The sequence below is a fragment of the Eionea flava genome (genome assembly GCF_055393785.1).
This window is the reverse complement of sequence record NZ_AP036018.1, coordinates 2,330,580-2,354,567: the sequence shown is the minus strand read 5'-3', so window position 1 is coordinate 2,354,567 and position 23,988 is coordinate 2,330,580. Positions and strand designations below refer to the sequence as shown.

The window sequence follows — 23,988 nt, the reverse complement described above, 5'->3', positions numbered from 1 at the left end:
CCTAATGCTAAGGTCTATTAACATGAACCACATTCATATATTGGGTATTTGTGGCACCTTTATGGGGAGTCTGGCGCAATTGGCTATTGCGAAAGGATATCGAGTGACCGGTTGCGATGCGAATGTGTATCCACCGATGAGTACGCAATTAGAGGCGGCGGGTATTGAGCTGATCGAAGGCTTTGGTGTTGATCAGCTAGATCTTAAACCTGACCAATTTGTCATTGGCAATGCGATTAGTCGAGGTAATCCTCTATTGGAGGCATTATTAAACAAAGGCCTACCTTATATATCAGGGCCGCAATGGCTAAGTGACCATGTCCTGCAAGATAAATGGGTATTAGCCGTATCGGGTACGCACGGGAAAACCACCACTAGCAGTATGCTGGCGTGGATTTTAGAGTATGCCAATATGTCACCCGGCTACCTTATTGGAGGAGTGCCCCAAAATTTTGACGTGTCTGCGCGCCTAGGAAACACCCCATTTTTTGTGATTGAGGCGGATGAATATGATAGTGCTTTCTTCGACAAGCGCTCTAAGTTTGTCCACTACCGCCCACGTACTTTAGTGATTAACAATCTTGAATTTGACCATGCGGATATTTTTGATGACTTGGCAGCCATTCAGCGCCAATTTCATCATGTCGTAAGAACTGTTCCTGAGAATGGGCGTGTGATTTACCCAGCGGGAGTCACCGCTATTGATGAGGTGATTAATCAAGGTTGCTGGAGTGAAACGGCGACGATGTCTCAAGCGGGCTCAGACGATCAAGATAGATCTGCGACGTGGCATGCGAAGAAGATAGATAATAACGCGTTGGATAACCGTATGGTCACACCTGAAGGCGATGGCTTTACCGTATATTATCAAGGGCAAGAACAAGGGCAAGTTAACTGGTCTCAATTAGGCAAACATAATATTGCTAATGGCTTAGCGGCTATTGCGGCGGCTCAGCATGTGGGGGTAACGCCCGAGGTTAGTTGTGAGGCGTTGTCACAGTTTGGTGGTGTTAAGCGTCGTATGGAATGTATCGCTGATATACGTGATGCTGGAGTGGCAAGTGTCAAAATTTATGACGATTTTGCTCATCACCCATCGGCGATAGCGACAACCCTTGAAGGTTTGCGTAAAAAGCAGGGCGATGACTATATTATTGCTGTCATTGAGCCGCGCTCCAACACGATGCGCATGGGGGTGCATGCGGCACATTTGGCTGATTCTGTTACGCAAGCCGATCAAGTATTGTGGTTTAATCCGCCCTCGTTATCGTGGGATATTGATGGTGTGATTAAGGCAAGTGAAGCCCCTAGTCAGCGTTACGATACTTTAGGTGCATTAGTCGCTGCTGTTGTTAAGTGTCGTGCCGCACTCGAGCCATCGGTAAAAGCGCATGTGGTGGTGATGAGCAACGGCGGTTTTGGTGGTGTTCATGGCTTGCTGGTTCAGGCATTACAAAACCAATAAATAGTTATAGGAACCTCTGATTAACCACGAATGACTTATGCGTGAGTCTACAATGCGCTACGTGTAAACCAATAAGCAATGAGAGTATGTCATGAGCGATCATCCATCTAATACTATGCAGAAAATAGTTACCTTGGCGATAACGGGAGCATCCGGAGCGCAGTATGGCTTGCGGTTATTGCAGTGTTTATTGGCCGCTAATTGTCGTGTTTACCTTTTGCTGTCGCGCGCAGCCGAAGTGGTTATTGCCACCGAAACGTCTATTTGTTTACCTGAATCGGGGCATGTTGATAGCTTAGAAAAGCAGCAGCATTTTTTAAGTGAACGATACGGTGCCCAGTCAGAGCAATTGACTCTCTTTAGTCGCGAAGATTGGTTTTCGCCGGTAGCTTCGGGTTCCAGTAGCCCTGCGAGTATGGTGGTTTGCCCTGCGAGTGGCGGTACTTTATCTGCGATTGCTCATGGTGCAAGTAACAACCTCGTTGAGCGAGCAGCCGATGTGGCACTGAAAGAGCGCCGTCAACTTATTGTGGTTCCTCGCGAAACACCGTACTCGCAAATACACTTAGAAAATATGCTAAAACTGACACAGCTAGGTGCCGTGGTGTTGCCAGCAAGCCCTGGCTTTTATGCTAATGCCGATACGGTTGAAGATTTAATTGACTTTATTGTTGCTCGTATCTTAGATCAGTTAGGTTTACCGCAGGATTTGATGCCGAGGTGGGGTGAAATTTCTCAAGCTTAGCTCGGGTAATCATTAACCGTATTTTTCCCATAGGAGTTTCAGTGTGCAGGTTCTCAAATGACAGACGATAAGCCTATTCATTGCAAAGTGACGATTCATTACTGTCGCCGATGTCGCTGGTTATTGCGATCCGCATGGATGGGGCAAGAGTTGTTAACAACCTTTGATACAGAAATTCACGAGCTCGCATTAGTGCCCAATAATGACGGTGCGTTCTCGATATGGGTGGATACTGAATGCATCTGGGAGCGTAAGCGCGATGGAGGCTTTCCTGAACTGTCGGCATTGAAGCAGCGGCTAAGAGATTTTATTGCGCCTGACAAAAATCTTGGGCACAGTGATCACTCACGATGAGTGCCAATCAACCCTTGCTACAATCGATGAATAGATAACATCAAAAATAAAAAAGAATGGCCGCACTGAGTGGCGCTGAGTAGGAATAATTATGTTTCAAAAAATACAGTCTGCCTATTTTTCGTTAGTTCTTAAGCATTCGATGCTAACGGTAGTAAGTATAATGGTGCTCGCTATTGTATTAGCTATTCAGCTACCCAATCTCACCATTGATGCATCGTCAGATGCGTTAACCTTGGAATATGACAAAGATCTCGATTACTTTCGTGAGGTAAGTAAGCGCTATCAATCGGGTGATTTTTTGGTTGTCACTTACACCCCCGATGGCGATTTGTTTGAAGATAAAACCTTAGATCACCTAGCCGCGTTGCGCTTTGCACTATTGGAAGTCGATGGTGTTGTTAGTGCCAACTCTATTCTAGATGTCCCCTTGCTATATAGCCCTAAAGTGTCTCTCACCGACGTTACCTCTGGGGTTAAAACGTTGCGCGATGATGGCGTTGATCGTGAATTAGCTCGACAAGAATTTTTACGCTCACCTATTTATAAAAATATGCTGTTAGGCCCCGACGGTAAAACCACCGCTATTTTGCTTAACTTAGCTATCGATGAAACCTTTATTCGTTTAGTGCGTGAGCGTGATGCCTTACGCTTGCAGCGCGATACCCAAGGCCTAACTCTGGCAGAGAAAAATCGTTTAGAGGAAGTGTCTCAAGCGTTTTTAATTTACAGCACGGCTGCGACAGAAAAAAGCCATCAGCGTGTGCAGAATGTACGTCGTGTTGTTGAACGTTATAAGCCCGATGCCCAAATATTTTTGGGCGGAGTCTCGATGATTGCTGCCGATATGGTCGACTTTATCCGTAGCGATATTGTTGTATTTGGTGTGGGAATTATTATTTTTATTATCATTATTTTGTCGGTTATTTTTCGTCAATGGCAATTGGTTATCCTGCCCTTAACCGTATGTTCTTTGGCCGTCGTGATTATGCTGGGATTTCTTGCTGCTGTAGATTGGCGATTGACGGTTATATCTTCTAATTTTGTAGCGCTATTACTGATTATTTGCCTGATGATTACGATCCACTTGATCGTTCGCTATCGTGAAGAAAGTGAGCTGCAACCCGATAAAGAACCGATCGATTGGTTGCGAGAAACGATTAATCACATGGCAAGACCCTGTATCTATACCGTGTTGACGACTATGGTGGCGTTTGTTTCTTTAGTGGTGAGTGGTATTAGCCCCGTGATCGATTTTGGCTGGATGATGGTCATCGGTTTAGTGATTGCTTTTGTATTAGCATTTCTATTGATTCCCGCCGGTTTATTAATGTTGCCAAAAGTATCAGTGGCTAATGGTAACGTGATTAAAAGCTCAGCTAAAACCCAAGATGAGCCATTAAAAGAACCGTTGACCTTATTATTTTCACGCTTCACTGAGCGGAACGGGCGTCTAATTTTGGGCTTGGGTATTGCTGCAGCGTTAATCAGTATTGTTGGTATAAAACAGCTAGAAGTAGAAAATCGGTTTATTGATTATTTTCATTCGTCTACCGAAATTCATCAGGGTATGTTAGTGATAGATCAACAGTTGGGTGGCACGATTACTCTAGATATTACTATTGATCACCCGCAACCATCGACACCTGTACACACATCATTCGCTGACTCGTTCGCTTCGCCTGAAGATGACTTTGGTCACGATGCTAGTGATCCTTTTGCCGATACCTTTGAGCCCGCAAAGGATATTCAGCGTGGTGCAGAGTTTGGTGATGATGTTGATCCTTTTGGTGAAGATCCATTGGCGAATCAGTCTGAAAATACAAGTGCTATCTCTTATGATAGTTATTGGTTTACTCAAGCGGGGCTGGAGAAAATAAACCGCTTTCACGATTACCTCAATAGCCTTCCTGAAATTGGTAAGGTGCAATCGCTGGCGACTGCCTACAAGGTAGCGAATGACCTTAACGGTCGGAAAGTGAATGACTTTGAATTAGCCTTAATGCGAAATTTATTACCGGACGACATTAAAGGCTTCTTACTGAAACCTTATTTGGCGGCTGACATTGATCAAACGCGTATTACCATGCGAGTGAAAGAAACAGACCCTGATTTGCGTCGGAATGAATTGGTAAAAGAAGTGCGTCGTTATGCGGTTGAAGAAATGGGCTTTGCTGAGAAAGATGTTCGCGTGACGGGCGTATTGGTGCTTTATAATAATATGTTGCAAAGTTTGTTTTCCTCGCAAATTTTAACAATTGGAGCAGTGTTTATTGGTATTTTGCTCATGTTTTTAATACTGTTTCGTTCATTATCGCTTTCGCTTATCGCCTTAGTGCCCAATATGCTGGCCGCATTGGTGGTACTTGGAGGGATGGGCTTGGTGGGTATTCCACTGGATATGATGACAATTACGATTGCCGCGATTGCCGTCGGTATTGGCGTGGATGATGCGATCCATTATATCTATCGTTTTAAAGAAGAATTTGTTAAAGATGGCGATTATGTGGCAACCATGCATCGTGCTCACGGCTCTATTGGCCGAGCTATGTATTACACCTCCGTCACAGTCATCGTTGGGTTTTCCATATTGGCCTTGTCTAAGTTTATTCCTTCTATTTATTTTGGTTTGCTGACCGGCTTAGCCATGCTGGCTGCGATTGTTTCTTCTCTTACACTACTACCTCAATTGATGCTCGTACTTAAGCCGCTGGGTAAAGGAAGAGAGGAAAGTGATGAATAAACGTTCGTTACGTTCTTATGTAATGCGCTATATTTTGCTACTAATATGCGGCGTATTAGTATTAACCGTCGTTTTGGTTTTGCCATTGCGTTGGCTAAATCCAGCAACAACAAGTTTTATTTTGTCAGATGAGTCTGTTGATTCTGTATGGATATATCAGCAGTGGACCGACATAGAGGATATTGCCCCTATGATGCAAATGGCGGTTATTGCATCAGAAGACCAAAAATTTCCTAAGCATTATGGTTTTGATTTTGAGCAGTTGCAGATAGTGTTATCGCAATCGGGTGGTCCAAAGCGTGGTGCTAGTACGATTAGTCAGCAACTAACCAAAAATATTTTTTTATGGTCGAGCAGAAGCGTGTTCCGTAAAGGCGTTGAGGCCTACTTAACCGTTTTTGTTGAGCTGTTAATGCCGAAATCAAGAATTCTTGAATTGTATTTGAATGTTGTGGAATTCGGTCCGGGTATTTATGGCGTGCAAGCGGCGAGCCAGTCATTTTTTGATAAAGCTCCGTCGCAATTAAACCGTATTGATGCCTCATTGTTGGCTGCAGTATTACCTAACCCTAAAGTGCTTGATGTGGCCAAGCCCTCCGCATACGTTTACGACCGCGCATTGAATATTCGCTTTGCCATACGCAACTTGGGTGGAACACGTTACTTAGGGAATCTCTGAGCAAGTCATGTGTGATTTTTTACTGGCTAAATGTATCGTCAATGAAAAAATACTTGGTCATTTAACTGTTAAAGCGAATACAAAAACAAGCGCCGGATAAATGCGGAGCAGGATTGTTATTGCTAACGCTGATCTCCCCACCATAGCTACTGATAATATCAACGGCAATACTTAGCCCTATCCCTTGTCCGGGTTTTGCTGTGTCCGCCCGTGTGCCTCGTTGTAAGATAATGTGTTGTTGGTTGTCAGCAACGCCCTTGCCGTCGTCACTGATTTGTATGTCTAGTGCATGCTCTGTGTTATTAGCATTAATAACGACGTGCTGATGACCATGCTTGCAGGCGTTGTCCATAATGTTTCCAAGCACTTCTAATAAATCCGCCTCGTCTCCGTAAAAATAACTGTCGTCGTGGCATAGGTTGCGAATGCTAATGGTTGGGTACACTTTTTCCAATATTTTAATGAGACGATTAGCCATCGTATGCACAGAAATTTTATCGGTATTATGGTTAATGGGGCTTTGATTAACTCGTACTACGGCTCGGCGTAGTTGGTGAGAAATAATTTGATCAATGCGTTCGACTTGCTCAATGATTTCATTACGGTTGTGCTCTTTTGTTAATTCACTTTGAATAACCGCAAGCGGGGTTTTTAAGCTATGCGCTAAATCAGACATGGTGTTGCGGTAACGTTCACGTTGTTTTTTTTCAGACAGCAAAATGTTATTGAAGTCATCAATTACCGGTTGTATTTCGGCAGGGTAATCATTGCCTAGTCTCTCAGTTGTATTGTTTTGTAATTGTGCGAGTTGCTTTGATAGCCTTTTTAGCGGTTGTAAGCCCCATCGCATAATCAATAATTGTGCAAGAATGAGCGCAACTCCCATAGAGCCTAGCCATTGCCATAAGCGTGAACGATAGCTATTAAGCTCGGCAATCATCGAGGCGGCATCACTGATAATAATAAAGCGTAAACGTTTTACGTCATTGTTAGGGTTCACCCATTCGGTATCATAGCTCAGCATGTTTAATAAGCTTTTAGGCTTTTCAAGATTGGCTTGGGAGAATAAACGTTGATTGAGTTGAAACGTGTTGTGGCGGGGTAACAATGAAGTGGGCAATAATTCTGATGATGCCGAGCGCCATAGGAGTGTATTTTTGCTGTCGGTAATAAAGGCATATAAACCGGATGACTGTTGATTAAGGCGCGGCTCTGTTAGTGCTTGTGGTAATTGTGGCCCATCATTTTCGACTTCGGCAACACCGAGTAATAAATACAGTTGTGCTTGTAGCTTTTCCTCTTCGGCATTGAGTTGGCTGTGATGAAATGCGTTTAATAGCAGTGTGCCGCTAAGCACAATAAATAGCGGTAAAATTAATAGCGATGCGATAAAAAAACGCTGTAAGAGCGAGCGCTTATTAAAAAAAGAAAAAAGCGTGAGCTTCATACTGCGCCGCCTATTGAATTACGCAATGGGGTCTGTCAAACGATAGCCCTGACCGCGCAATGTAGTAATGGGTTTGCGAATGTTGTCGGGATCTAGTTTTTTGCGTAAACGGCCGATGAGTACTTCGATAACGTTGCTATCAAGATCGAAGTCTTGATCGTATAGGTGTTCGGTGAGTTCTGTTTTTGAAATCACCCGTCCATTATTTAAGGCTAAATACTCCAGTGTGTTGTATTCATATTGGGTTAGCGTCACGCTTGTTGTATTAACGTCGACAGTTTTGCTGGCCGTATTAATTGTCATGTCACCAATTGTAATTTCGGGTGAAGCATGGCCTTTCGAGCGGCGAGTCAAGGCATTTAATCGAGCGAGTAGCTCCTCATTATGAAACGGTTTAACTAAGTAATCGTCAGCGCCGGCTTCTAAGCCCGTCACTTTATCCTGCCAATTGCTGCGGGCGGTTAGCAGTAATACAGGAAAGGTGATGTTGTTGTTGCGTAAGCGTTTAATAATTTCTATGCCATCAATTTCGGGTAAGCCGATGTCAATAATGGCAATGTCGTAGGGGTGTTCAGAGCCTAAGAACAAACCTTCACGACCATCTTCGGCGCTATCCACACTGTAGCTGTGTTGCGTTAAAAAAAGTTGTAAGTTGTTGCGTAAGGTGGGTTCATCTTCAATTAATAATAAACGCATAATAATGGCTCGACTATAAACCTGTTTCTGTATAGTTATTTTGTTGGGGCTTAGGTTGGGGCTTAGGTTGGGGATTAGGCTTGCGTTTTTTGCGAGCTTGCTTGTCTGAATAGTGATGAGTGTGTGGCGGTCTTGGGTGCAAGCTGCCGTTATTGCCATCAATGACAATGTAGCGAATACGTCCTTCAGGAGAAAGTATCTTCACTCGGTAGTGTATTGTATCGCCATTGATGGGTTTTACTTTTAGCACCTTTCCGTCGGTTACTTGCCGTGCGCTATCAGCCGCCTCCGATGGCGAAAGATTCTGTGCCACTACACCGTTTGTATAACTACAAACCACAATGGCGCTAATAAGCAGCCATTTGTGCTGTAGTCGCCAGTTATATTGAGTCGGTTCGCGATGCAAGAGTAATAACTCCATCAGTGGTGAAAACGAGTGTATTTTATTGTGCGGTTCCTTAAATAGGAAACTGAGACCTTTGCACGGAAGATGATTTTACTCTCAGGCAAGGCAAAAATGCACGGAGAGAGGGAGTTTATGCATGATAAATGACTGATTGAGTACATTTTTCCTCGGTACCCCCTTGTGGGGTAAACGCCGTATGAGAGTGAAATGGCTTTCGTGCAAAGGTCTCTGCATATTAGTAATCTATGGGCGTAACATCAACCGCTACACGGATTCTCTTGCCCGGGTGTGTATCCATGACGGTTGTGTAAATTTGTCCATCATACGCATAATTGACATCATAAGCGGAGAGCTGTTTTTCATGGCGGATATCATAATGTGTTTCGCACACTTCTTCGGTGACATATCGCGATGTGTGGCGTCGGGTATTGTGCGAGTGTTGATTCGATGAACGATGCTTGAGGTCATTGGCAATTGACCCGCCTAAGATAGCACCCGCGACGGCGCCAACACGCTTGTTACTTTTGTTGTGCCCTAGCTCATTGCCAATAGCACCCCCAATCAGTGCGCCGATAATGGTGGGAGTTGTTGATGAGTATTCACGGGAGTGATGGCGCTTGGGTTGCTTGAGTAAGGTCTTTTCTAGATGACATTTTTCATAAGGTTCTTTTACCGTGAGTGTTTCGTATATTGGGGTGACTGAGGTGACCTTGGCATAGGTTGTGGTTGAACCGGCTAACGCATGCCCTGATGTCAATAATACAGTGAGTGAAAGGGTGAGTGCGACTTTGCTTTTTTGCCAATGTTGTCTTTGAGTGTCTGTTTGAGTTTTTAATGCATGATGAGTGTTAGGCATTGTCATATCCTCTTTTGTTGATCTTGTTACTTAGCGCTGGTTAACAAGATAGTGAGCATTCAATAAGTGTTAATAGCCTCTAGATTACTGCGTTAAAACTGAACTCAGACTGAAACCTAATTTAGTCATCAATTAATTTCCTAATACCGTATAATAGTTTAGTTAGGCACTATTTTATGGCGCTTGCGTGGCTATCGCGAGTGCTATGTTGTGCAACATATTTGTTAATATTTAAAGAGATTATTTGGAATAAGGTAATGACGATTAAGGCTTACATGCAGCAATTGGGTCAGCAGGCGCGTGCGGCATCGCGTGTTATTGCTGCGGCAGATACGGGTAAAAAAAATGCCGCGCTACTGGCCATTGCAAACGCATTAGATGAGCAGCGAGCGGCGTTGATTGCTGCCAATATGGTCGATATGAGTAAAGGCAAGGATAATGGTCTTGATGCCGCGCTATTAGATCGGTTGTCGATTGATGACAGCGGTATTGACGGGATGATTGAGGGCTTGCGTCAGGTTGCTGCATTGCCTGACCCTTGTGGTGAAATCTCTGATCTGAAATATCGCCCAAGTGGTATTCAAGTTGGGAAAATGCGTGTGCCTTTGGGCGTTGTCGGTATTATTTATGAATCGCGCCCAAATGTGACGATCGATGCAGCGAGTCTGTGCTTAAAGTCGGGTAACGCAACGATTTTGCGTGGCGGTAAAGAAGCATTAAATTCCAATCAGGCGATAGCTACTTGTATTCAGCAAGGCTTAGAGCAAGCCGGTTTGCCCGCGACGGCTGTACAGGTCATTGATACGACCGACCGTGAAGCCGTGGCAGAATTAATTACCATGAGCGAGTATGTTGATGTCATTGTACCTCGTGGTGGACGCGGGTTGATTGAGCGTATTGCTAATGATGCGAAGGTTTCAGTCATTAAGCACTTAGATGGTATTTGCCATGTTTATATTGATGATCTTGCGGATACCGATAAGGCTTTTGATATTGCGGTTAATTCAAAAACGCATCGTTATGGTGTGTGTAATGCCATGGAAACGTTGCTTATCGCTGAGTCTATAGCGCCAGTCTTGCTACCAAGATTGACCGCAGCATATCGTGATAAAGGTGTGGAATTAAGAGGTTGCGATATTGCACGTACGCTAGATCAGCAACTGTTGATTGCAACAGAAACCGATTGGCAAACAGAATATTTAGCGCCTATTTTATCCGTTCGAGTGGTCGCTGATATGCAGGCAGCGGTTGATCATATTGCTCAGTATAGTTCAGGTCATACCGAAGCTATTGTGACCGAGAGTGTAACGCGCGCTCGTCAATTTATGACGGTCGTCGATTCCAGTTCAATTATTGTGAATGCATCAACACGTTTTGCCGACGGTTTCGAATACGGTCTTGGCGCTGAAATTGGTATATCAACCGATAAAATTCATGCGCGAGGGCCCGTGGGTTTGGAAGGGCTCACTTCGCAAAAATGGATTGTTTTTGGTGATGGACACATTCGTACCTAATGTCAGCCGTAACGCGTGCCATCGGTTTACTGGGGGGAACATTTGACCCTGTGCATCAGGGGCATTTATCCATCGCTAGATATGCATTAACAATGTTAGGGCTAGATGAAGTGCGTTTGGTGCCTTGTCACCGACCGCCTCATCGGCAAGCGCCAATGTTAAGCAGCGAGCAACGCACGGTATTGTTGGAGCGAGCAGTACAGAATGATACGCATCTCGTGGTTGATACCCGTGAGCTCTTGAGGGATCAGGCCTCGTATACTGTCGCAACACTTGAGCAGGTGCGTGCAGAGGTTGGCACAGAGACATCGCTTGTGTTTGTTATGGGTGCGGATGCTTTTGCGCAGTTAGATACATGGTATCAGTGGGAGCGCATACGTGAACTGTCACATATTGCGGTCATGCGTCGTCCTCACAGTGTGTTGCCGACGAATAACGTGCTTTTGCAATGGCTGAATAAAGCGGATGATGCAGTGATTGTTCATCATCAGTGCGCCGGTGGGCTTATGGTCTTGCAGCAACCTGAGCTCGCTGTTTCTGCAACCGCTATCCGTGATCAATTGCGGCGTAATGATGGCAGTGAACAGGCCGCGTCGGTATTGCAATATTTGCCGGATGCCGTACGTGAGTATATTGAAACCGAAGCATTATATGCCGACGACAAACCACATAAGTGAGTCGTCACTTAACATCGTAAGGAGCCTCTAGTTTATTTAGCGGTTTCCTCAGTAGAACAGTCAATTGAAAGATTAAATAGGATATAGAATGACAGAAAATGTAAGCCAGCTAGCGTTAGAAGCTCTAGACGACCTTAAAGCGCAAGAGGTCGTGACCCTTGATGTAACTAGCCTTAGCGATGTAATGGATGATTTAATTATTGCCACAGGTACTTCTAATCGACACGTTAAATCGCTTGCGGGCAACGTGGTTGATGAATTGAAAAAACAAGGGATTCAGCCTGTCGGTGTGGAAGGTATGGATTCCTCCGATTGGGTGCTGGTGGATTACGGTTCTGTTGTGGTTCACGTTATGCTGCCGCAAACGCGCAAATTCTATGATTTGGAAAAATTATGGTCGCCTTTAACGCGCGATGAAGATTACGACGGCAGTATGCCAAAATAATATGCGCGTAAGAGTTATTGCTGTTGGCACTAAGATGCCTGCTTGGGTGCAGGAGGCTTCACAGGATTATATCAAGCGTTTTCCCCGTGAGTGGCAGGTCGAATTTGTTGAAATACCTTTAGGGCATCGTGGCAAAGGGCAGGATCCACAAAAGGCGATTGCCAAAGAGGGTAGCCTTATGCTGGCAGCGATTCATCCACGTGAACGCGTGATCGCGCTTGATGTCAAAGGCAAGTCATGGAGTACAGAGCAGCTATCGGCGCAAATGGAGTCATGGCAAATGGCTGGCGCTAATATGGCTTTGCTAGTAGGGGGCCCTGATGGACTTGCAGCCGAGTGCTTGGCAAGAGCTGATCAAACGTGGTCATTATCGCCACTAACACTGCCTCACCCATTGGTGCGGGTATTATTAGCCGAGCAACTGTATCGTGGGTGGAGTATTTTAAAAAATCACCCATACCATAAGTAATACTAAAGGTGTTCGTATAAACAGTACGATTATTATGTAGCTTCTTTTGCGGCTTACCTATAGATCCTCTTATGGCTTAATAGGGGCGACAAAAAATAGGGGCGACATAAAACTTACTCAGCAAAAAGACAATAATGCAAGAACTGGAACATTTCAAAGATCATCATCGTGAAGCCAGAATTTTTTCTGGCCGCATCGTGGTGACGATGTTATTAGTATTATTGATGTTGGGTATCCTCTTAACACGTTATTACAATTTACAGGTTGTAAACTACGAAAATTACGCGACTCAGTCGGATAATAATCGTATTTTGGTGCAAACTATCCACCCTAAGCGTGGCTTAATTTTTGATGCCAATGGTGAATTACTCGCCGATAATCGCCCCAGCTACACACTTTCCCTGACACCAGAGAATGTCTCAGATATTGATCAGACCATTGAGCAACTGCAAGCACTCATCACTATCGATAACGACGATATTAAACGTTTCCAGAAATCACGTAAGAGTGGCCGCCGCCCTTATCAAGCGGTTGCGTTACGTCATCGTTTGACGGAGCAGGAAATTGCACTGATTGCCGTCAATGAATACCGCTTGCCGGGGGTTGATGTCGAAGCGCAACTGGTTCGTAGTTACCCGTCACCTTTCTTATTTGCTCACAGTGTCGGTTACGTGGGTAAAATTAATGATAAAGAATGGAATCGCTTCGATGAGGTAGAGCAGGATCGCTATAAAGGCTTTTCAACCATCGGGAAAATTGGCTTAGAAAAGTACTACGAAGATACTTTATTTGGTACAACCGGTTTTCAGAATGTTGAAATTAACGCGCGCATGCGAGTACTGCGCACCTTAGAGCGACAACCGCCCACACCAGGAAAAGACCTGCATTTACACCTTGATCGGCGTTTACAAGAAACTGCCTTTCAGGCGATGAATGGCCGTCGTGGTTCAGTAGTGGCTCTTGATGTGAAAACCGGAGGCGTGCTCGCCATGTTGAGTACACCGACTTACGATACGAATTTATTTGTGACCGGTATAAGCCATAAGGATTACAACGCGTTAACGGGGAATCTTGATTTACCCTTATTTGATCGATCCATTCAGGGAACTTACCCTCCAGCATCGACCATTAAACCGGCATTTGGTTTGGTGGGCTTGGATGCAAAAACGATTACTACCAGTCATCGATTATTTGACCCGGGCTACTACAAGCTTGAATATGATGATCGCATTTATCGCGACTGGAAGCGCACCGGGCATGGCTGGGTAAATGTGCATAAGGCGATCGTACAATCATCCGATACCTTTTTTTATGATATGGCTTATCGTACGGGCATTGATACCTTGCACCGATATGGCACTATGTTTGGATTGGGTAGCCGTACCGAGGTTGATTTGCCTAATGAGCGTAAAGGCTTGTGGCCATCACGTGAATGGAAAAAAGCAACAAAGCGCTTGCCTTGGTTTCCCGGAGACACCGTTAATGTGGGCATCGGTCAAGGGGATGCCGCCGCGACACCTTTGCAGTTAGCAGTCATGACATCCACGCTGGCTAATCGAGGTGTTCGTTTAAAACCTCAATTAGTGAAGTCGATTAATGATGAGGTGGTTGAACCTATAGAAGTGTCTCGAATGGATTCGGTCAGTCAACAGCATTGGGATGCTATTCATCAGGCAATGTATGATGTGGTACATGCGTCTAACGGCACTGCGCGCCGTATTAGTCGAAACCTGTCTTACCATATCGCGGGTAAAACCGGGACCGCACAAGTCGTCGGTATCAAACAGGGTGAAGAGTATGATTCCGAGGCGCTCAAAGAGCGGCATCGTGATCATGCCTTATTTATTGGTTTTGCACCGTATGAAGATCCTGAGATTGCCATTGCTGTTATTGTTGAAAATGGTGAGGCCGGTTCATCTGCAGCAGCACCTGTGGCGAGAAAATTGTTTGATGCGCACTTACTAGGTGACTACTTGTCTCGTTCACCCGACCGTGTTGCCCAAGCTAATGGAGTGCAGCCCTGATGTCTTCAGTTAGACAGCAAGACTTTTTGCGTCGAATGCCAGAAGCTAGCAATGACTTGCGGCAAAGGCGTAGCGTGTGGCAAACAATACATATTGATCCTTTGTTGCTCGTTCTATTACTGGTGTTAACGTTAAGTGGCATGTGGATTTTGTATAGTGCTAGTGAAGGCAGTATGCGAATAGTGCAGCGCCAAGCGACTTTTTTTGCACTGGCTTATATGGGTATGTTTGCTGTTGCGCAAATACGTTTGTCACTAGTCTCTCGTTGGGCGCCTGTATTTTATGTGGGCGGCGTCTGTTTGCTTATTGCTGTTATTTTTATTGGCGTTGGCGCTAAAGGTGCACAACGCTGGTTAAGTTTAGGCGGCTTTCGGTTTCAGCCTTCAGAAATTATGAAGTTGGCTATGCCCATTGCTATTGCCGCTTATTTATCGAGTAAAACTCTACCGCCCAAATTTAAGCATGTATTTTGGTCATTAGTGTTGGTGGCTATTCCTACAGTGTTGATTATTCGCCAACCGGATTTAGGGACTTCCATTCTCGTTGCCACCTCCGGCATTATTGTACTTTTTTATTCCGGTTTAAGTTGGCGTTATATTTTTTCTGCCATTACTCTGCTAGGCGCTAGTATTTGGCCAATGTGGGAATATGTATTGCGTGACTATCAACGTCAACGAGTGTTAACCTTATTTAATCCAGAGTCTGATCCGCAAGGTGCCGGTTGGAATATTATTCAATCAAAAACGGCGATTGGTTCTGGGGGTGTTTCCGGTAAAGGGTGGTTAGAAGGGACGCAGTCGCACTTAAATTTTTTGCCAGAAAGCCACACGGATTTTATTATTGCGGTATTAGCAGAAGAGCTGGGTTTTATTGGTGTATTACTGCTACTGAGTTTGTATTTGCTGATTATCGCACGAGGTTTTATGATCGCGGTTAATGCGCAAGATAGCTTCCGTCGTTTATTGGCGGGTAGTATTACTCTCACGTTCTTTATTTATGTGTTTGTGAATGTAGGTATGGTAGGTGGCTTATTACCGGTTGTTGGCGTGCCTTTACCCTTGGTTAGCTTGGGGGGCACATCATTGGTAACACTGATGCTGGGTTTTGGTTTGTTAATGGCTATTAGTACAGAGCAGCGTTTGGTGGTTAATAAATAATTAATGGCGACCTTTGAATAGGTTGTGAAAAACGGAGATATGAAAGTGATCGATATGAAAAAAGCAGCCATCATGAGTCGCGCATTGTTAGTGGCTGCCTTATTTTTGATAAGTCCAGTGACCTATGCTGCTGGCGATTACCAGAATCGCCCTGTAGTTGACGCGTTTATTGATGAAATGGTGAGTGAGCATCAGTTCTCTCGCGAGGAGATGCAGGCTTGGTTCGCTGAAGCAAAGAAAAAACAAAATATTCTCGATGCTATTTCTCGTCCGGCAGAAAAAACGCATACGTGGGGGAGTTACCGTAAAATTTTTCTTACCTCATCACGCATCAAAAAAGGCGTAGAATTTTGGAACGAAAACAAAGAGACACTTGAAAAAGCAGAGGCCGAATTTGGCGTGCCCGCACAAGTGATTGTGGCTATTATCGGTGTGGAAACACGTTATGGCGGTAACAAAGGCAGTTTCCGCGTAATCGATGCGTTGAGTACATTGGGTTTTGATTATCCCCCGCGCTCTACGTTTTTTAGAAAAGAGCTCAAAGAGTTTTTCTTACTGGCGCGAGAGCAAAAGCAAGACCCTCTAACGCTGAAAGGCTCGTATGCCGGTGCAATGGGATATGGACAATTTATTCCATCCAGTTACCGAGCGTACGCTATTGATTACACCAATGATGATTTCGCTGATATTTGGAATAACGCGACTGACGCTATTGGTAGTGTAGCGAATTATTTCAAGCGGCATGGCTGGAAAAAGGACGCTCCGGTCATTGTTAGAACGCGTATTAGTGATACGTACGACGCGAGCATTCTTAACGATTCATTAAAGCCTAAACATACGGTTAGCAGCTTGGCGGCGAAGGGATATACGCCTGTTGAGTCGCTTGACGAGCAAGTCGCTAATGCGATTCGTTTAGAGGGCGATAATGGCATGGAGTTTTGGGTAGGGCTGAACAATTATTATGTCATTACTCGCTATAATCATAGCCGGTTATATGCCATGGCTGTTTGGCAACTCAGCCAAGAAATAGCGGCGGCTAAAAATCAATAAGCGATTTTTTGTAATGGCTATCCGTGGAACACTTTAAGGCTTCGAACAAAAAAACAGGCTATTTCTTCAGCAACACGCTGTAAATATATCCTATAAGCTTCGCGGCAGCTTGACCTATATGGAAGTAGGGAATGCAGGTTTTGCAGGAGCAAAAATCTGCCCTTGCTGCCGAGAGTTGCTGAAGAAATAGCCCGTTTTTCTGTTCTATGAGCGTAATTTAGCTCAGAATTCACAATAGGTAATGGCCTATTGAAATGATTGGCTCAGATATTTTGCGCTTTGTTCACACTCTTCTTACCGAGTTCATTATGAAACGTATTTTATTACTTACATCACTCACGGTTTTTCTTTCGGCATGCTCTAGTATGTCTGATCTGATTCCCACATCGATTAGCACTAGTGATCGTGGTGATAGTGCACCGAGTGAGCAAAGAGATATATCGCAAATTGCCGATGCGCAACCTCAGCCGGTTATTCGTACTCGAGCGGGTAATAAGTCACCGTATACGGTGTTAGGAAAAACCTACACGCTATTACCCAGCAGCGAGGGCTATCAAGAGCAGGGTGGAGCATCGTGGTACGGCACTAAATTTCACGGTCGGCGTACCGCTAATGGTGAGGTGTACGATATGTGGGGCATGACGGCGGCACATAAAACCTTGCCTATCCCCAGCTATGTTCGTGTTACTAATCTAGCGAATGGTCGCAGTATTATTGTATTAGTCAACGATCGTGGCCCATTTCATAGCGAACGCATTATTGATCTAAGTTATGCGGCGGCCTTGAAGCTAGGCTTTGCACAGCAAGGCGTAGCAGACGTCGAAGTAATGGATGTGACACCGTTAGAGCAATCTGCAGTTGTACCTAGAGCAATTTCTTCTCCTGCCTCGCCTTCAGTGGCTCAAACTCAGCCTGTCAATGAGGTGCCCGTCGTAGTTCCTGTTGCCCCTCCGTTAGCGCCCGTAGTCAATACATCGTCATCTTCTACATCGTCGGTAAGCTTTCAGCCTGTGTATTTTCAAGCGGGCGCTTTTAGATCGCTTGATAGTGCGAATAAGCTACAGAAAAAACTGCAATCTTCAGCTATCCGTGCGCCAGTTGTTGTTGTGCCAAATCAAGAGGGTTCCTGGCATCGTGTGCGTGTGGGGCCTCTGACAAGTGCTCAGCGTGTTTCAGAAACCAAGCAATTACTTTACGAACAAGGCGTTAAAAAGCCACAGCTGGTTAAATCACCCTAGAATCGATAGTGCGGATTTCATATTAAATGGAATAGTTGATAAGGATTGCTTTAACACCTAATTAGCTAAAATACGTCATTCTTGTATATTCTGCTCCATATTGATCCCGTTCTACATACATACATACATACATACATGCATCGAATATCGCTATACATACTTGAGGTGTAATTGGTGCCATTCTAGATCTTGTTGGCTGTGGTAGAATACAGCGCAATTTTCCCCGTATCACATTTATAAGAGTTTATTTATGGCGTTCTTCATACGATCACTATTCACTATCACCAGCCTGTTGCTGGCAATGTCGGTTTTTGCACGACCGGTCATTATCCCTGCGCCCCCTCAGTTATCAGCAACGGCGTATTTTTTGATGGATTCGAATACGGGTCGAGTGTTAGTTGAAAAAAATGCCGACATGCAATTGCCACCGGCTAGTATGACGAAAATGATGACCAGCTATATTGTTTCGTCCGAGATAGATCGTGGATCGATTAACCCCGATGACTTGGTAACAATTAGTGTCAAAGCATGGAAAAAGGGCGGCTCTAAAATGTTCGTTCGTGAAGGCACACAAGTCACCGTTAAAGATCTTCTCAGAGGCTTGATTATTCAGTCAGGTAACGATGCGAGCATTGCACTTGCCGAGCATATTGCCGGTAGCGAGCAAGCCTTTGCGGATATTATGAATCAGCAAGCGGCCATGTTAGGCATGACGAATACAACGTTTAAAAATGCAACCGGCTGGCCTGCCGACGGTCACATTAGTACGGTGCGTGATTTAGCCATTTTGGGACAGGCATTGATTAGGGATTTTCCTGATCACTATGCGCTATATGCTGAAAAATATTTTACCTATAACGGAATCAACCAACCGAATCGTAATCGCCTATTATTCACTGATAAAAGTGTCGACGGTATCAAAACCGGACATACTGAAGAAGCGGGTTATGGATTAACGGCCTCATCAGAACGTGACGGTATGCGTCTCATCTCTGTTGTCACAGGAACACAGTCGGAGTCTGCGCGTGCTTCCTCGTCACAAAAACTCTTATCTTACGGTTTTCGCTATTACTATACCCATAAAGTGTATAGCCAAGGGGATGTTGTCAACACTTCGATGGTGTGGAAAGGGCAGGCAGATCAAGTGTCTATTGTTGTCCCTAACGATGTGTATTTAACGGTACCCAGAGGTAGCGAAAATGACCTGAAAGCGACAGTACATATTGACGATGTTATTTCTGCACCTATCGCTCAGGGCCAAGAGTTGGGCAATGTGGTTATCGCCTTAGATGAAGAAGAATTGTTAAATTTACCGGTGGTTTCAGCGGCCACTATTGAAGAGGCCGGATTTTTCTCTCGTATGATCGACAGCATTCAGCTATTTTTTGGTGGTTTTTTTAGTGTTAAATAAAAATAGTACTCATACTATCTGATGTGTACTTTTTTACTTCAACAATTAAGAGATGATCATGTCTAATAAAATACCCATTAATACCACAGAAAGTACTGATAAAGCCCCGCTTATCGAGTTCCCTTGCCATGACTACCCCGTTAAAATCATGGGGGAGTCGAGTGATACCTTGTTAGAGTTTGTATTGGCGACTACAGAGCAATTTGCCCCTAATTTTAATCGCGATAAAGTATCGATTAAGCAAAGTGGTAAAGCGCGATTTACATCCGTAACCGTGTTTATTACGGCGACAGGTCCGCAACAGCTTGATGAGTATCATAAAGCCTTACGCGCAAACCCCGCGATTAAAATTGTATTATGATGATGGGTGTTTGTGGTGAGTAGCACGCTTCCATTATGCATTCGTCATCTAGGTTTACAGCCTTACGAACCTATTTGGCAGTTAATGTCGCAGTTTACGAATGCGCGTGATGACAGCACACCAGATGAGCTGTGGATTGTGGAGCATGAGCCGGTGTTTACTCAAGGTCAGGCAGGTAAGCCCGAACACATTCTTCAAACAAGTGATATTCCGATTGTAAAATCAGACCGAGGGGGGCAAGTGACCTATCATGGGCCTGGTCAACTGATATTGTACCCGCTGATTAATTTGCGACGCCGCCAACTGGGTGTGCGTGATATGGTGACGCTGCTAGAGAATTTAGTGATCCAATGGTTAGCGGCCTACCGTATTGAGTCTTACGCTAAGCCGGACGCGCCCGGTGTTTACGTTTCGTTATCTTCAGTAGCGCCCGAACCTCAAAATAGCTCTACAAAAGATGCTAAAATTGCATCTCTAGGGCTCAGAATACGCCGTGGCTGTAGTTTTCATGGTGTCAGTATCAACATAAATATGGATCTTAAGCCGTTTGGGTATATCAACCCTTGCGGTTACGAGGGGCTCGCGATGACTCAACTCGAGGATTTGATAGCCGCTCCACTTCCTAGCAAGGCAGCGCTCACCGAGGCGCTTATCAAGCAGTTTGTTCAATTAATGAAAATATCAACCATTGAGCATACACAAGACCGTTGGTCGCCAGTAGTCACTAGCGCCGACCCATGTGATTAGAGGTAACAGCAATGACAGAGAATACTCCCACTACCGATTCAGCTGCACCCACCGGCGTAGTACGACGTACTGTTAGGCGCGAAAAAGGCGAAAAACTACGTGATGCGGATAAGGTAGAGCGTATCCCCGTAAAAGTTATTGCCACTGACGAAATGTTGCGTAAGCCAGATTGGATTCGCGTTAAAGTCGCAGCTTCGCCAGAAGTTGAGCGTATTAAAAAGGTATTACGTAAAAACAGCTTGTCGAGCGTGTGCGAAGAAGCCGCCTGTCCTAATTTGGGTGAATGCTTTTCCGGTGGTACCGCTACTTTTATGATTATGGGGGATATTTGTACTCGCCGTTGCCCGTTTTGTGATGTGGGGCATGGAAAACCGAACGATTTAGATGCACAAGAACCTATCCGTTTAGCCGAAGCTATTGCAGAAATGCGTTTAAAATATGTTGTTGTGACATCGGTCGATCGTGATGATTTGCGCGATGGCGGCGCCCAGCATTTTGCCGATTGTATTCGTGAGGCGCGTGATCGTTCTCCTAATTTAGAAGTAGAAATCTTGACTCCTGATTTTCGCGGCCGTATGGATATCGCCTTAGATATTCTGGCAGGCGAAGCCCCTGATGTATTCAACCATAACTTAGAAACTGTGCCTCGCTTATATCGCGAAGCCCGACCAGGGGCCAACTACAAATGGTCGTTGGAACTACTTAAACAATATAAGGCGCGTCGTCCAGACGTCATGACTAAATCAGGATTAATGGTTGGCTTAGGAGAAACGAAAGAAGAAATTTTTGATGTCTTAAAAGATATGCGCGAGTACAACATCGACATGCTCACCATTGGGCAATACTTGCAGCCATCAAAAGATCATTTGCCAGTTAAGCGATTTGTTACACCAGAAGAGTTTCAAGAGTACAAAGACTTTGCCGACAGTATTGGCTTTCAGCGAGCCGCTTGTGGGCCACTGGTGCGATCGTCTTATCATGCTGATCAACAGGCGCATGGCGTGGATGTTGCCTAGTACACGCCCCCTAAGTTAAGGCGCCTTCATGCCATTAACAACACGACAAGCGTACACGATATGTTTACTCGCTTGTCGTATTCCTTTTTTTATATTGCTATTAGCGGCTCTAGTGTCTTGTGAATCTCGTGATTCCGCACGCTATATAATGGATAATTACCTCTACCGTTTATCGAATAGCTTACAAGTTGAACGCAACCCCGATGCCTTAGAAGCGTTACCGCCATTAACGCCTTATCCTGATCGGCGAGACTTACAAAAATCGATTCCCCGTATTAATATCAACTTGCTTGAGTTTTTGCGCTTGTCCGAGTGTGAATTGCAACGACATATTGGCGCTAAAAATGGTGCGCTGGGGCGAGTAATGGAGGCGACACAACAGCTTGCCTATGACGCTACTTTTTTGCGGTTAGCAAAAACTTGTTTGGAGCAGTTGCCCAGCAATACGCTATTAGCGCAAACCTTACAAGAAGCCTATCAGCATAAGCAGGAGTACTTGCCGTATTCGGTATGGAATGCGACGGTGGCAAGCAAAGAGTTTTCTTATCTGTTTTCTTTAGGTACTCAAGCATTGTCTTTTACTGAAGTAAAACGCCAGTCGTTACAGTTGCAAGAAGCATTAAAGCAACTCAATCAAGGTTATCAACAATTGTTAAAAACCGAGTCCGCTGATGTATTTGTGAATGGTGTCGAGTCACATTATCAAACGATTGAGTCGTCTAAGTATATAGGGGAAATTCGCTTGTCGTTGCAGATTGTCACCTATACGCTACAGCAAGCAGACCAAATGCTAGAGCAGCGAATGGATGAGCGTCCATTGTGCGTTAGTCAGCAGAAAAGCTCACAATTTATGATCGTCGATAATGTTTTTCATAAATATTATATTCAGCAGGTGCAAACGTATTTTTCCACTCTTCATCAGCAGACATCTGTCCTTTTTTCAGCTATCGATGCATTATTAATAACGTTAGAGATGGATAATAAAACACATCTCTTTTGGCAGTCAGTGTATCAATCAGATGATAGTGAGTGGGCGAGATTTACAACCGCGATCAAACGGCACACTCAGTATTGGCAAATATTGTTAGAGCAATGTGGTCAGCGCCCTCAATAACCGAAAATCCGTTATCAGGTATTTTTTCTATAGGTCGTTGGTGTTACACCGACTGAGCGTTTAAACAATGTAGAAAAATGAGATAGTCTTTTAATACCTACTTGCCATGCTATATGGTCAATGGGCAATGAAGTTGTTGCCAGTAAATGCTTTGCTTTTTCGACTCTTCGTTGAGTTACATATTGGTGAGGTGAGCACCCAGTTGTTTGCTTAAATTCGCGGGAAAAGTGATAAACGCTTAAGTTAGCTGCGTTAGCGAGCTCTATAAGTGATAGATCTTCCGTGATATGTTCCTCTATATATTCTGTGACTTTTTTACATCGGTCGGAAGACAATTTATTTGTGTACTCGTTTTTTAATATTTTATTCGGTGTAGAGCAGTGATTGTTAAGTAGGTGTACCGCAAAGAGTTGCGCCGCTGTATCGATAAATAATTGCCCGTAAGGGTTATTCTTTTTTGACTCACTTAAAATATATAAAGCCAGCTCTCCCAGTTGTTTGTCGGGAATATTTAGCTTGTGTGGCAATTCAATGACGCTGTCACCATCAATATCAAGTGCTTGTGAAGCCACGTCGGCCATTACTTTTGGCGACAAATGAAAATCTACAACAGAAAGTGGCACGTCCTCTGGGGAGTCAGCCTTCCAGCGCCAGTTCATAGCATTGCCCTTTGCTGGGCTCATTATCCACTGGTTGTTTCCTAACTCAGCTTTCTTCCACTTGCCATAATTGTGTTGAAAGCTGCCCTTTATCGACCCGCTAATAAGTAGACCAAAACCATGGTGGTTGCGTGCTAATAAAGGTGGGGCATCTTCTAGCACCTGTGGAAAATACCACTGGTTAACCATCATTGAATCACTTTTCGATCGTACAGAAAAATCACATTCACCAGGTACGTATTCAGTTAAGTTGTCAAGGTTGACAAGTTCTGCGCTTGTTTCTTTTAAAGCCCTATCGTTCATAAAGGTACAACATTTTATGTTATAGAAGATGACATCATACGTTTCTAAAGGCAGATATAAAAATTAGCAGTCGCATGATGCATAAGTGATTCGATTGAATGCTTTTTTATTTTTTACTAGCAGTGAGAGTAATTTTTTGAAAAAAGTGTGACCTATATTGCACTTTTGTGACAGTGCAATAAAAAATAATATGGTAACACTACCGAAAATAAGTCTTATTCATAATTAAATATTCTTTATTATGATGGCTCTTATAATTTTCTTCTCTCTTCCCATAAAAAATACTGATGCTTTTTAGCAAGAATCAAAAATATTTGAGCAATATCGTGAAAGTGTCGCCTTTTTCTTCCCGTATGATCACCACTATATGACTACTCCATTTAAATAATAATTGATTCTCTGTAGTCGTTTG

At 44.3% G+C, this 23,988-nt stretch carries 23 protein-coding genes; 18 read left to right on the top strand and 5 right to left on the bottom strand.

The genetic code is table 11. From position 1 onward, the window contains the following. The first annotated feature begins 22 nt into the window (after positions 1 to 22). From mpl to mtgA, 5 genes are all read left to right on the top strand, one after another. Positions 23 to 1,465, top strand: coding sequence for a UDP-N-acetylmuramate:L-alanyl-gamma-D-glutamyl-meso-diaminopimelate ligase (gene mpl, locus ACZ5O6_RS10170; RefSeq protein WP_447091302.1), 1,443 nt, complete (start codon positions 23 to 25; stop codon positions 1,463 to 1,465). Positions 1,466 to 1,556: 91 nt separating this feature from the next. Then, positions 1,557 to 2,210: a flavin prenyltransferase UbiX gene (locus ACZ5O6_RS10165; RefSeq protein ID WP_447091303.1), complete on the top strand. Its 654-nt coding sequence runs from the start codon at positions 1,557 to 1,559 to the stop codon at positions 2,208 to 2,210. A 57-nt stretch (positions 2,211 to 2,267) separates the two neighbouring features. Next, a complete protein-coding gene (locus tag ACZ5O6_RS10160) occupies positions 2,268 to 2,564 on the top strand; it encodes an Rdx family protein (RefSeq protein ID WP_447091304.1) in 297 nt (98 codons plus the stop codon). Between the two features lie 91 nt (positions 2,565 to 2,655). Beyond that, a complete protein-coding gene (locus ACZ5O6_RS10155; protein ID WP_447091305.1) occupies positions 2,656 to 5,307 on the top strand; it encodes an efflux RND transporter permease subunit in 2,652 nt (883 codons plus the stop codon). Continuing rightward, a complete protein-coding gene (gene mtgA, locus ACZ5O6_RS10150) occupies positions 5,300 to 5,986 on the top strand; it encodes a monofunctional biosynthetic peptidoglycan transglycosylase (protein ID WP_447091306.1) in 687 nt (228 codons plus the stop codon). Before ACZ5O6_RS10155 ends, mtgA begins: the two co-directional genes overlap by 8 nt. Before the next feature lie 61 nt (positions 5,987 to 6,047). Here mtgA and ACZ5O6_RS10145 read toward each other — a convergent pair whose 3' ends face one another. The 4 genes from ACZ5O6_RS10145 to ACZ5O6_RS10130 all read right to left on the bottom strand — a co-directional run bounded on the left by ACZ5O6_RS10145 (position 6,048) and on the right by ACZ5O6_RS10130 (position 9,391). After that, positions 6,048 to 7,433 carry an ATP-binding protein gene (locus ACZ5O6_RS10145; RefSeq protein ID WP_447091307.1) on the bottom strand — a complete coding sequence of 462 codons (1,386 nt, stop codon included), beginning with the start codon at positions 7,431 to 7,433 and terminating at the stop codon, positions 6,048 to 6,050. Positions 7,434 to 7,451: 18 nt separating this feature from the next. Continuing rightward, the gene (locus ACZ5O6_RS10140) at positions 7,452 to 8,129 is read right to left on the bottom strand and encodes a response regulator transcription factor (protein WP_447091308.1); all 678 of its coding nucleotides are present in this window, start codon (positions 8,127 to 8,129) and stop codon (positions 7,452 to 7,454) included. A 13-nt stretch (positions 8,130 to 8,142) separates the two neighbouring features. Then, positions 8,143 to 8,535, bottom strand: coding sequence for a PepSY domain-containing protein (locus ACZ5O6_RS10135; RefSeq protein WP_464283509.1), 393 nt, complete (start codon positions 8,533 to 8,535; stop codon positions 8,143 to 8,145). A gap of 235 nt (positions 8,536 to 8,770) precedes the next feature. Then, a complete protein-coding gene (locus ACZ5O6_RS10130) occupies positions 8,771 to 9,391 on the bottom strand; it encodes a glycine zipper 2TM domain-containing protein (RefSeq protein ID WP_447091310.1) in 621 nt (206 codons plus the stop codon). Positions 9,392 to 9,648: 257 nt separating this feature from the next. Between ACZ5O6_RS10130 and ACZ5O6_RS10125 the strand changes: the two genes are divergently transcribed. From ACZ5O6_RS10125 to ACZ5O6_RS10065, 13 genes are all read left to right on the top strand, one after another. Next, positions 9,649 to 10,905, top strand: coding sequence for a glutamate-5-semialdehyde dehydrogenase (locus ACZ5O6_RS10125; protein WP_447091380.1), 1,257 nt, complete (start codon positions 9,649 to 9,651; stop codon positions 10,903 to 10,905). Further along, entirely contained in the window at positions 10,905 to 11,582 is a 678-nt protein-coding gene (gene nadD, locus ACZ5O6_RS10120; RefSeq protein ID WP_447091311.1) for a nicotinate-nucleotide adenylyltransferase, read from the top strand. Before ACZ5O6_RS10125 ends, nadD begins: the two co-directional genes overlap by 1 nt. Before the next feature lie 88 nt (positions 11,583 to 11,670). Continuing rightward, entirely contained in the window at positions 11,671 to 12,027 is a 357-nt protein-coding gene (rsfS, locus tag ACZ5O6_RS10115) for a ribosome silencing factor (RefSeq protein ID WP_447091312.1), read from the top strand. 1 nt (position 12,028) lies between these two features. After that, entirely contained in the window at positions 12,029 to 12,496 is a 468-nt protein-coding gene (gene rlmH, locus ACZ5O6_RS10110; protein ID WP_447091381.1) for a 23S rRNA (pseudouridine(1915)-N(3))-methyltransferase RlmH, read from the top strand. Between the two features lie 134 nt (positions 12,497 to 12,630). Then, positions 12,631 to 14,520 carry a penicillin-binding protein 2 gene (gene mrdA, locus ACZ5O6_RS10105; RefSeq protein ID WP_447091313.1) on the top strand — a complete coding sequence of 630 codons (1,890 nt, stop codon included), beginning with the start codon at positions 12,631 to 12,633 and terminating at the stop codon, positions 14,518 to 14,520. Next, positions 14,520 to 15,677, top strand: a complete 1,158-nt coding sequence (rodA, locus tag ACZ5O6_RS10100; RefSeq protein WP_447091314.1) for a rod shape-determining protein RodA — start codon at positions 14,520 to 14,522, stop codon at positions 15,675 to 15,677. Before mrdA ends, rodA begins: the two co-directional genes overlap by 1 nt. A gap of 72 nt (positions 15,678 to 15,749) precedes the next feature. Beyond that, complete coding sequence (gene mltB, locus ACZ5O6_RS10095; protein WP_447091382.1) at positions 15,750 to 16,727, top strand: lytic murein transglycosylase B; 978 nt, start codon at positions 15,750 to 15,752, stop codon at positions 16,725 to 16,727. A 308-nt stretch (positions 16,728 to 17,035) separates the two neighbouring features. Further along, complete coding sequence (locus tag ACZ5O6_RS10090; RefSeq protein WP_447091315.1) at positions 17,036 to 17,965, top strand: septal ring lytic transglycosylase RlpA family protein; 930 nt, start codon at positions 17,036 to 17,038, stop codon at positions 17,963 to 17,965. 250 nt (positions 17,966 to 18,215) lie between these two features. Next, entirely contained in the window at positions 18,216 to 19,376 is a 1,161-nt protein-coding gene (locus ACZ5O6_RS10085; protein ID WP_447091316.1) for a D-alanyl-D-alanine carboxypeptidase family protein, read from the top strand. A 58-nt stretch (positions 19,377 to 19,434) separates the two neighbouring features. Continuing rightward, positions 19,435 to 19,737, top strand: a complete 303-nt coding sequence (locus ACZ5O6_RS10080) for a YbeD family protein (RefSeq protein WP_447091317.1) — start codon at positions 19,435 to 19,437, stop codon at positions 19,735 to 19,737. Positions 19,738 to 19,749: 12 nt separating this feature from the next. After that, a complete protein-coding gene (gene lipB, locus ACZ5O6_RS10075; protein ID WP_447091318.1) occupies positions 19,750 to 20,484 on the top strand; it encodes a lipoyl(octanoyl) transferase LipB in 735 nt (244 codons plus the stop codon). Positions 20,485 to 20,495: 11 nt separating this feature from the next. Continuing rightward, entirely contained in the window at positions 20,496 to 21,500 is a 1,005-nt protein-coding gene (gene lipA, locus ACZ5O6_RS10070) for a lipoyl synthase (RefSeq protein ID WP_447091319.1), read from the top strand. Between the two features lie 28 nt (positions 21,501 to 21,528). Beyond that, positions 21,529 to 22,614, top strand: a complete 1,086-nt coding sequence (locus ACZ5O6_RS10065; RefSeq protein ID WP_447091320.1) for a DUF3080 family protein — start codon at positions 21,529 to 21,531, stop codon at positions 22,612 to 22,614. A gap of 14 nt (positions 22,615 to 22,628) precedes the next feature. Here the strand turns inward: ACZ5O6_RS10065 and ACZ5O6_RS10060 are convergent, their stop codons facing one another. Beyond that, positions 22,629 to 23,576: a helix-turn-helix domain-containing protein gene (locus ACZ5O6_RS10060; RefSeq protein WP_447091321.1), complete on the bottom strand. Its 948-nt coding sequence runs from the start codon at positions 23,574 to 23,576 to the stop codon at positions 22,629 to 22,631. Between the last annotated feature and the right edge of the window lie 412 nt (positions 23,577 to 23,988).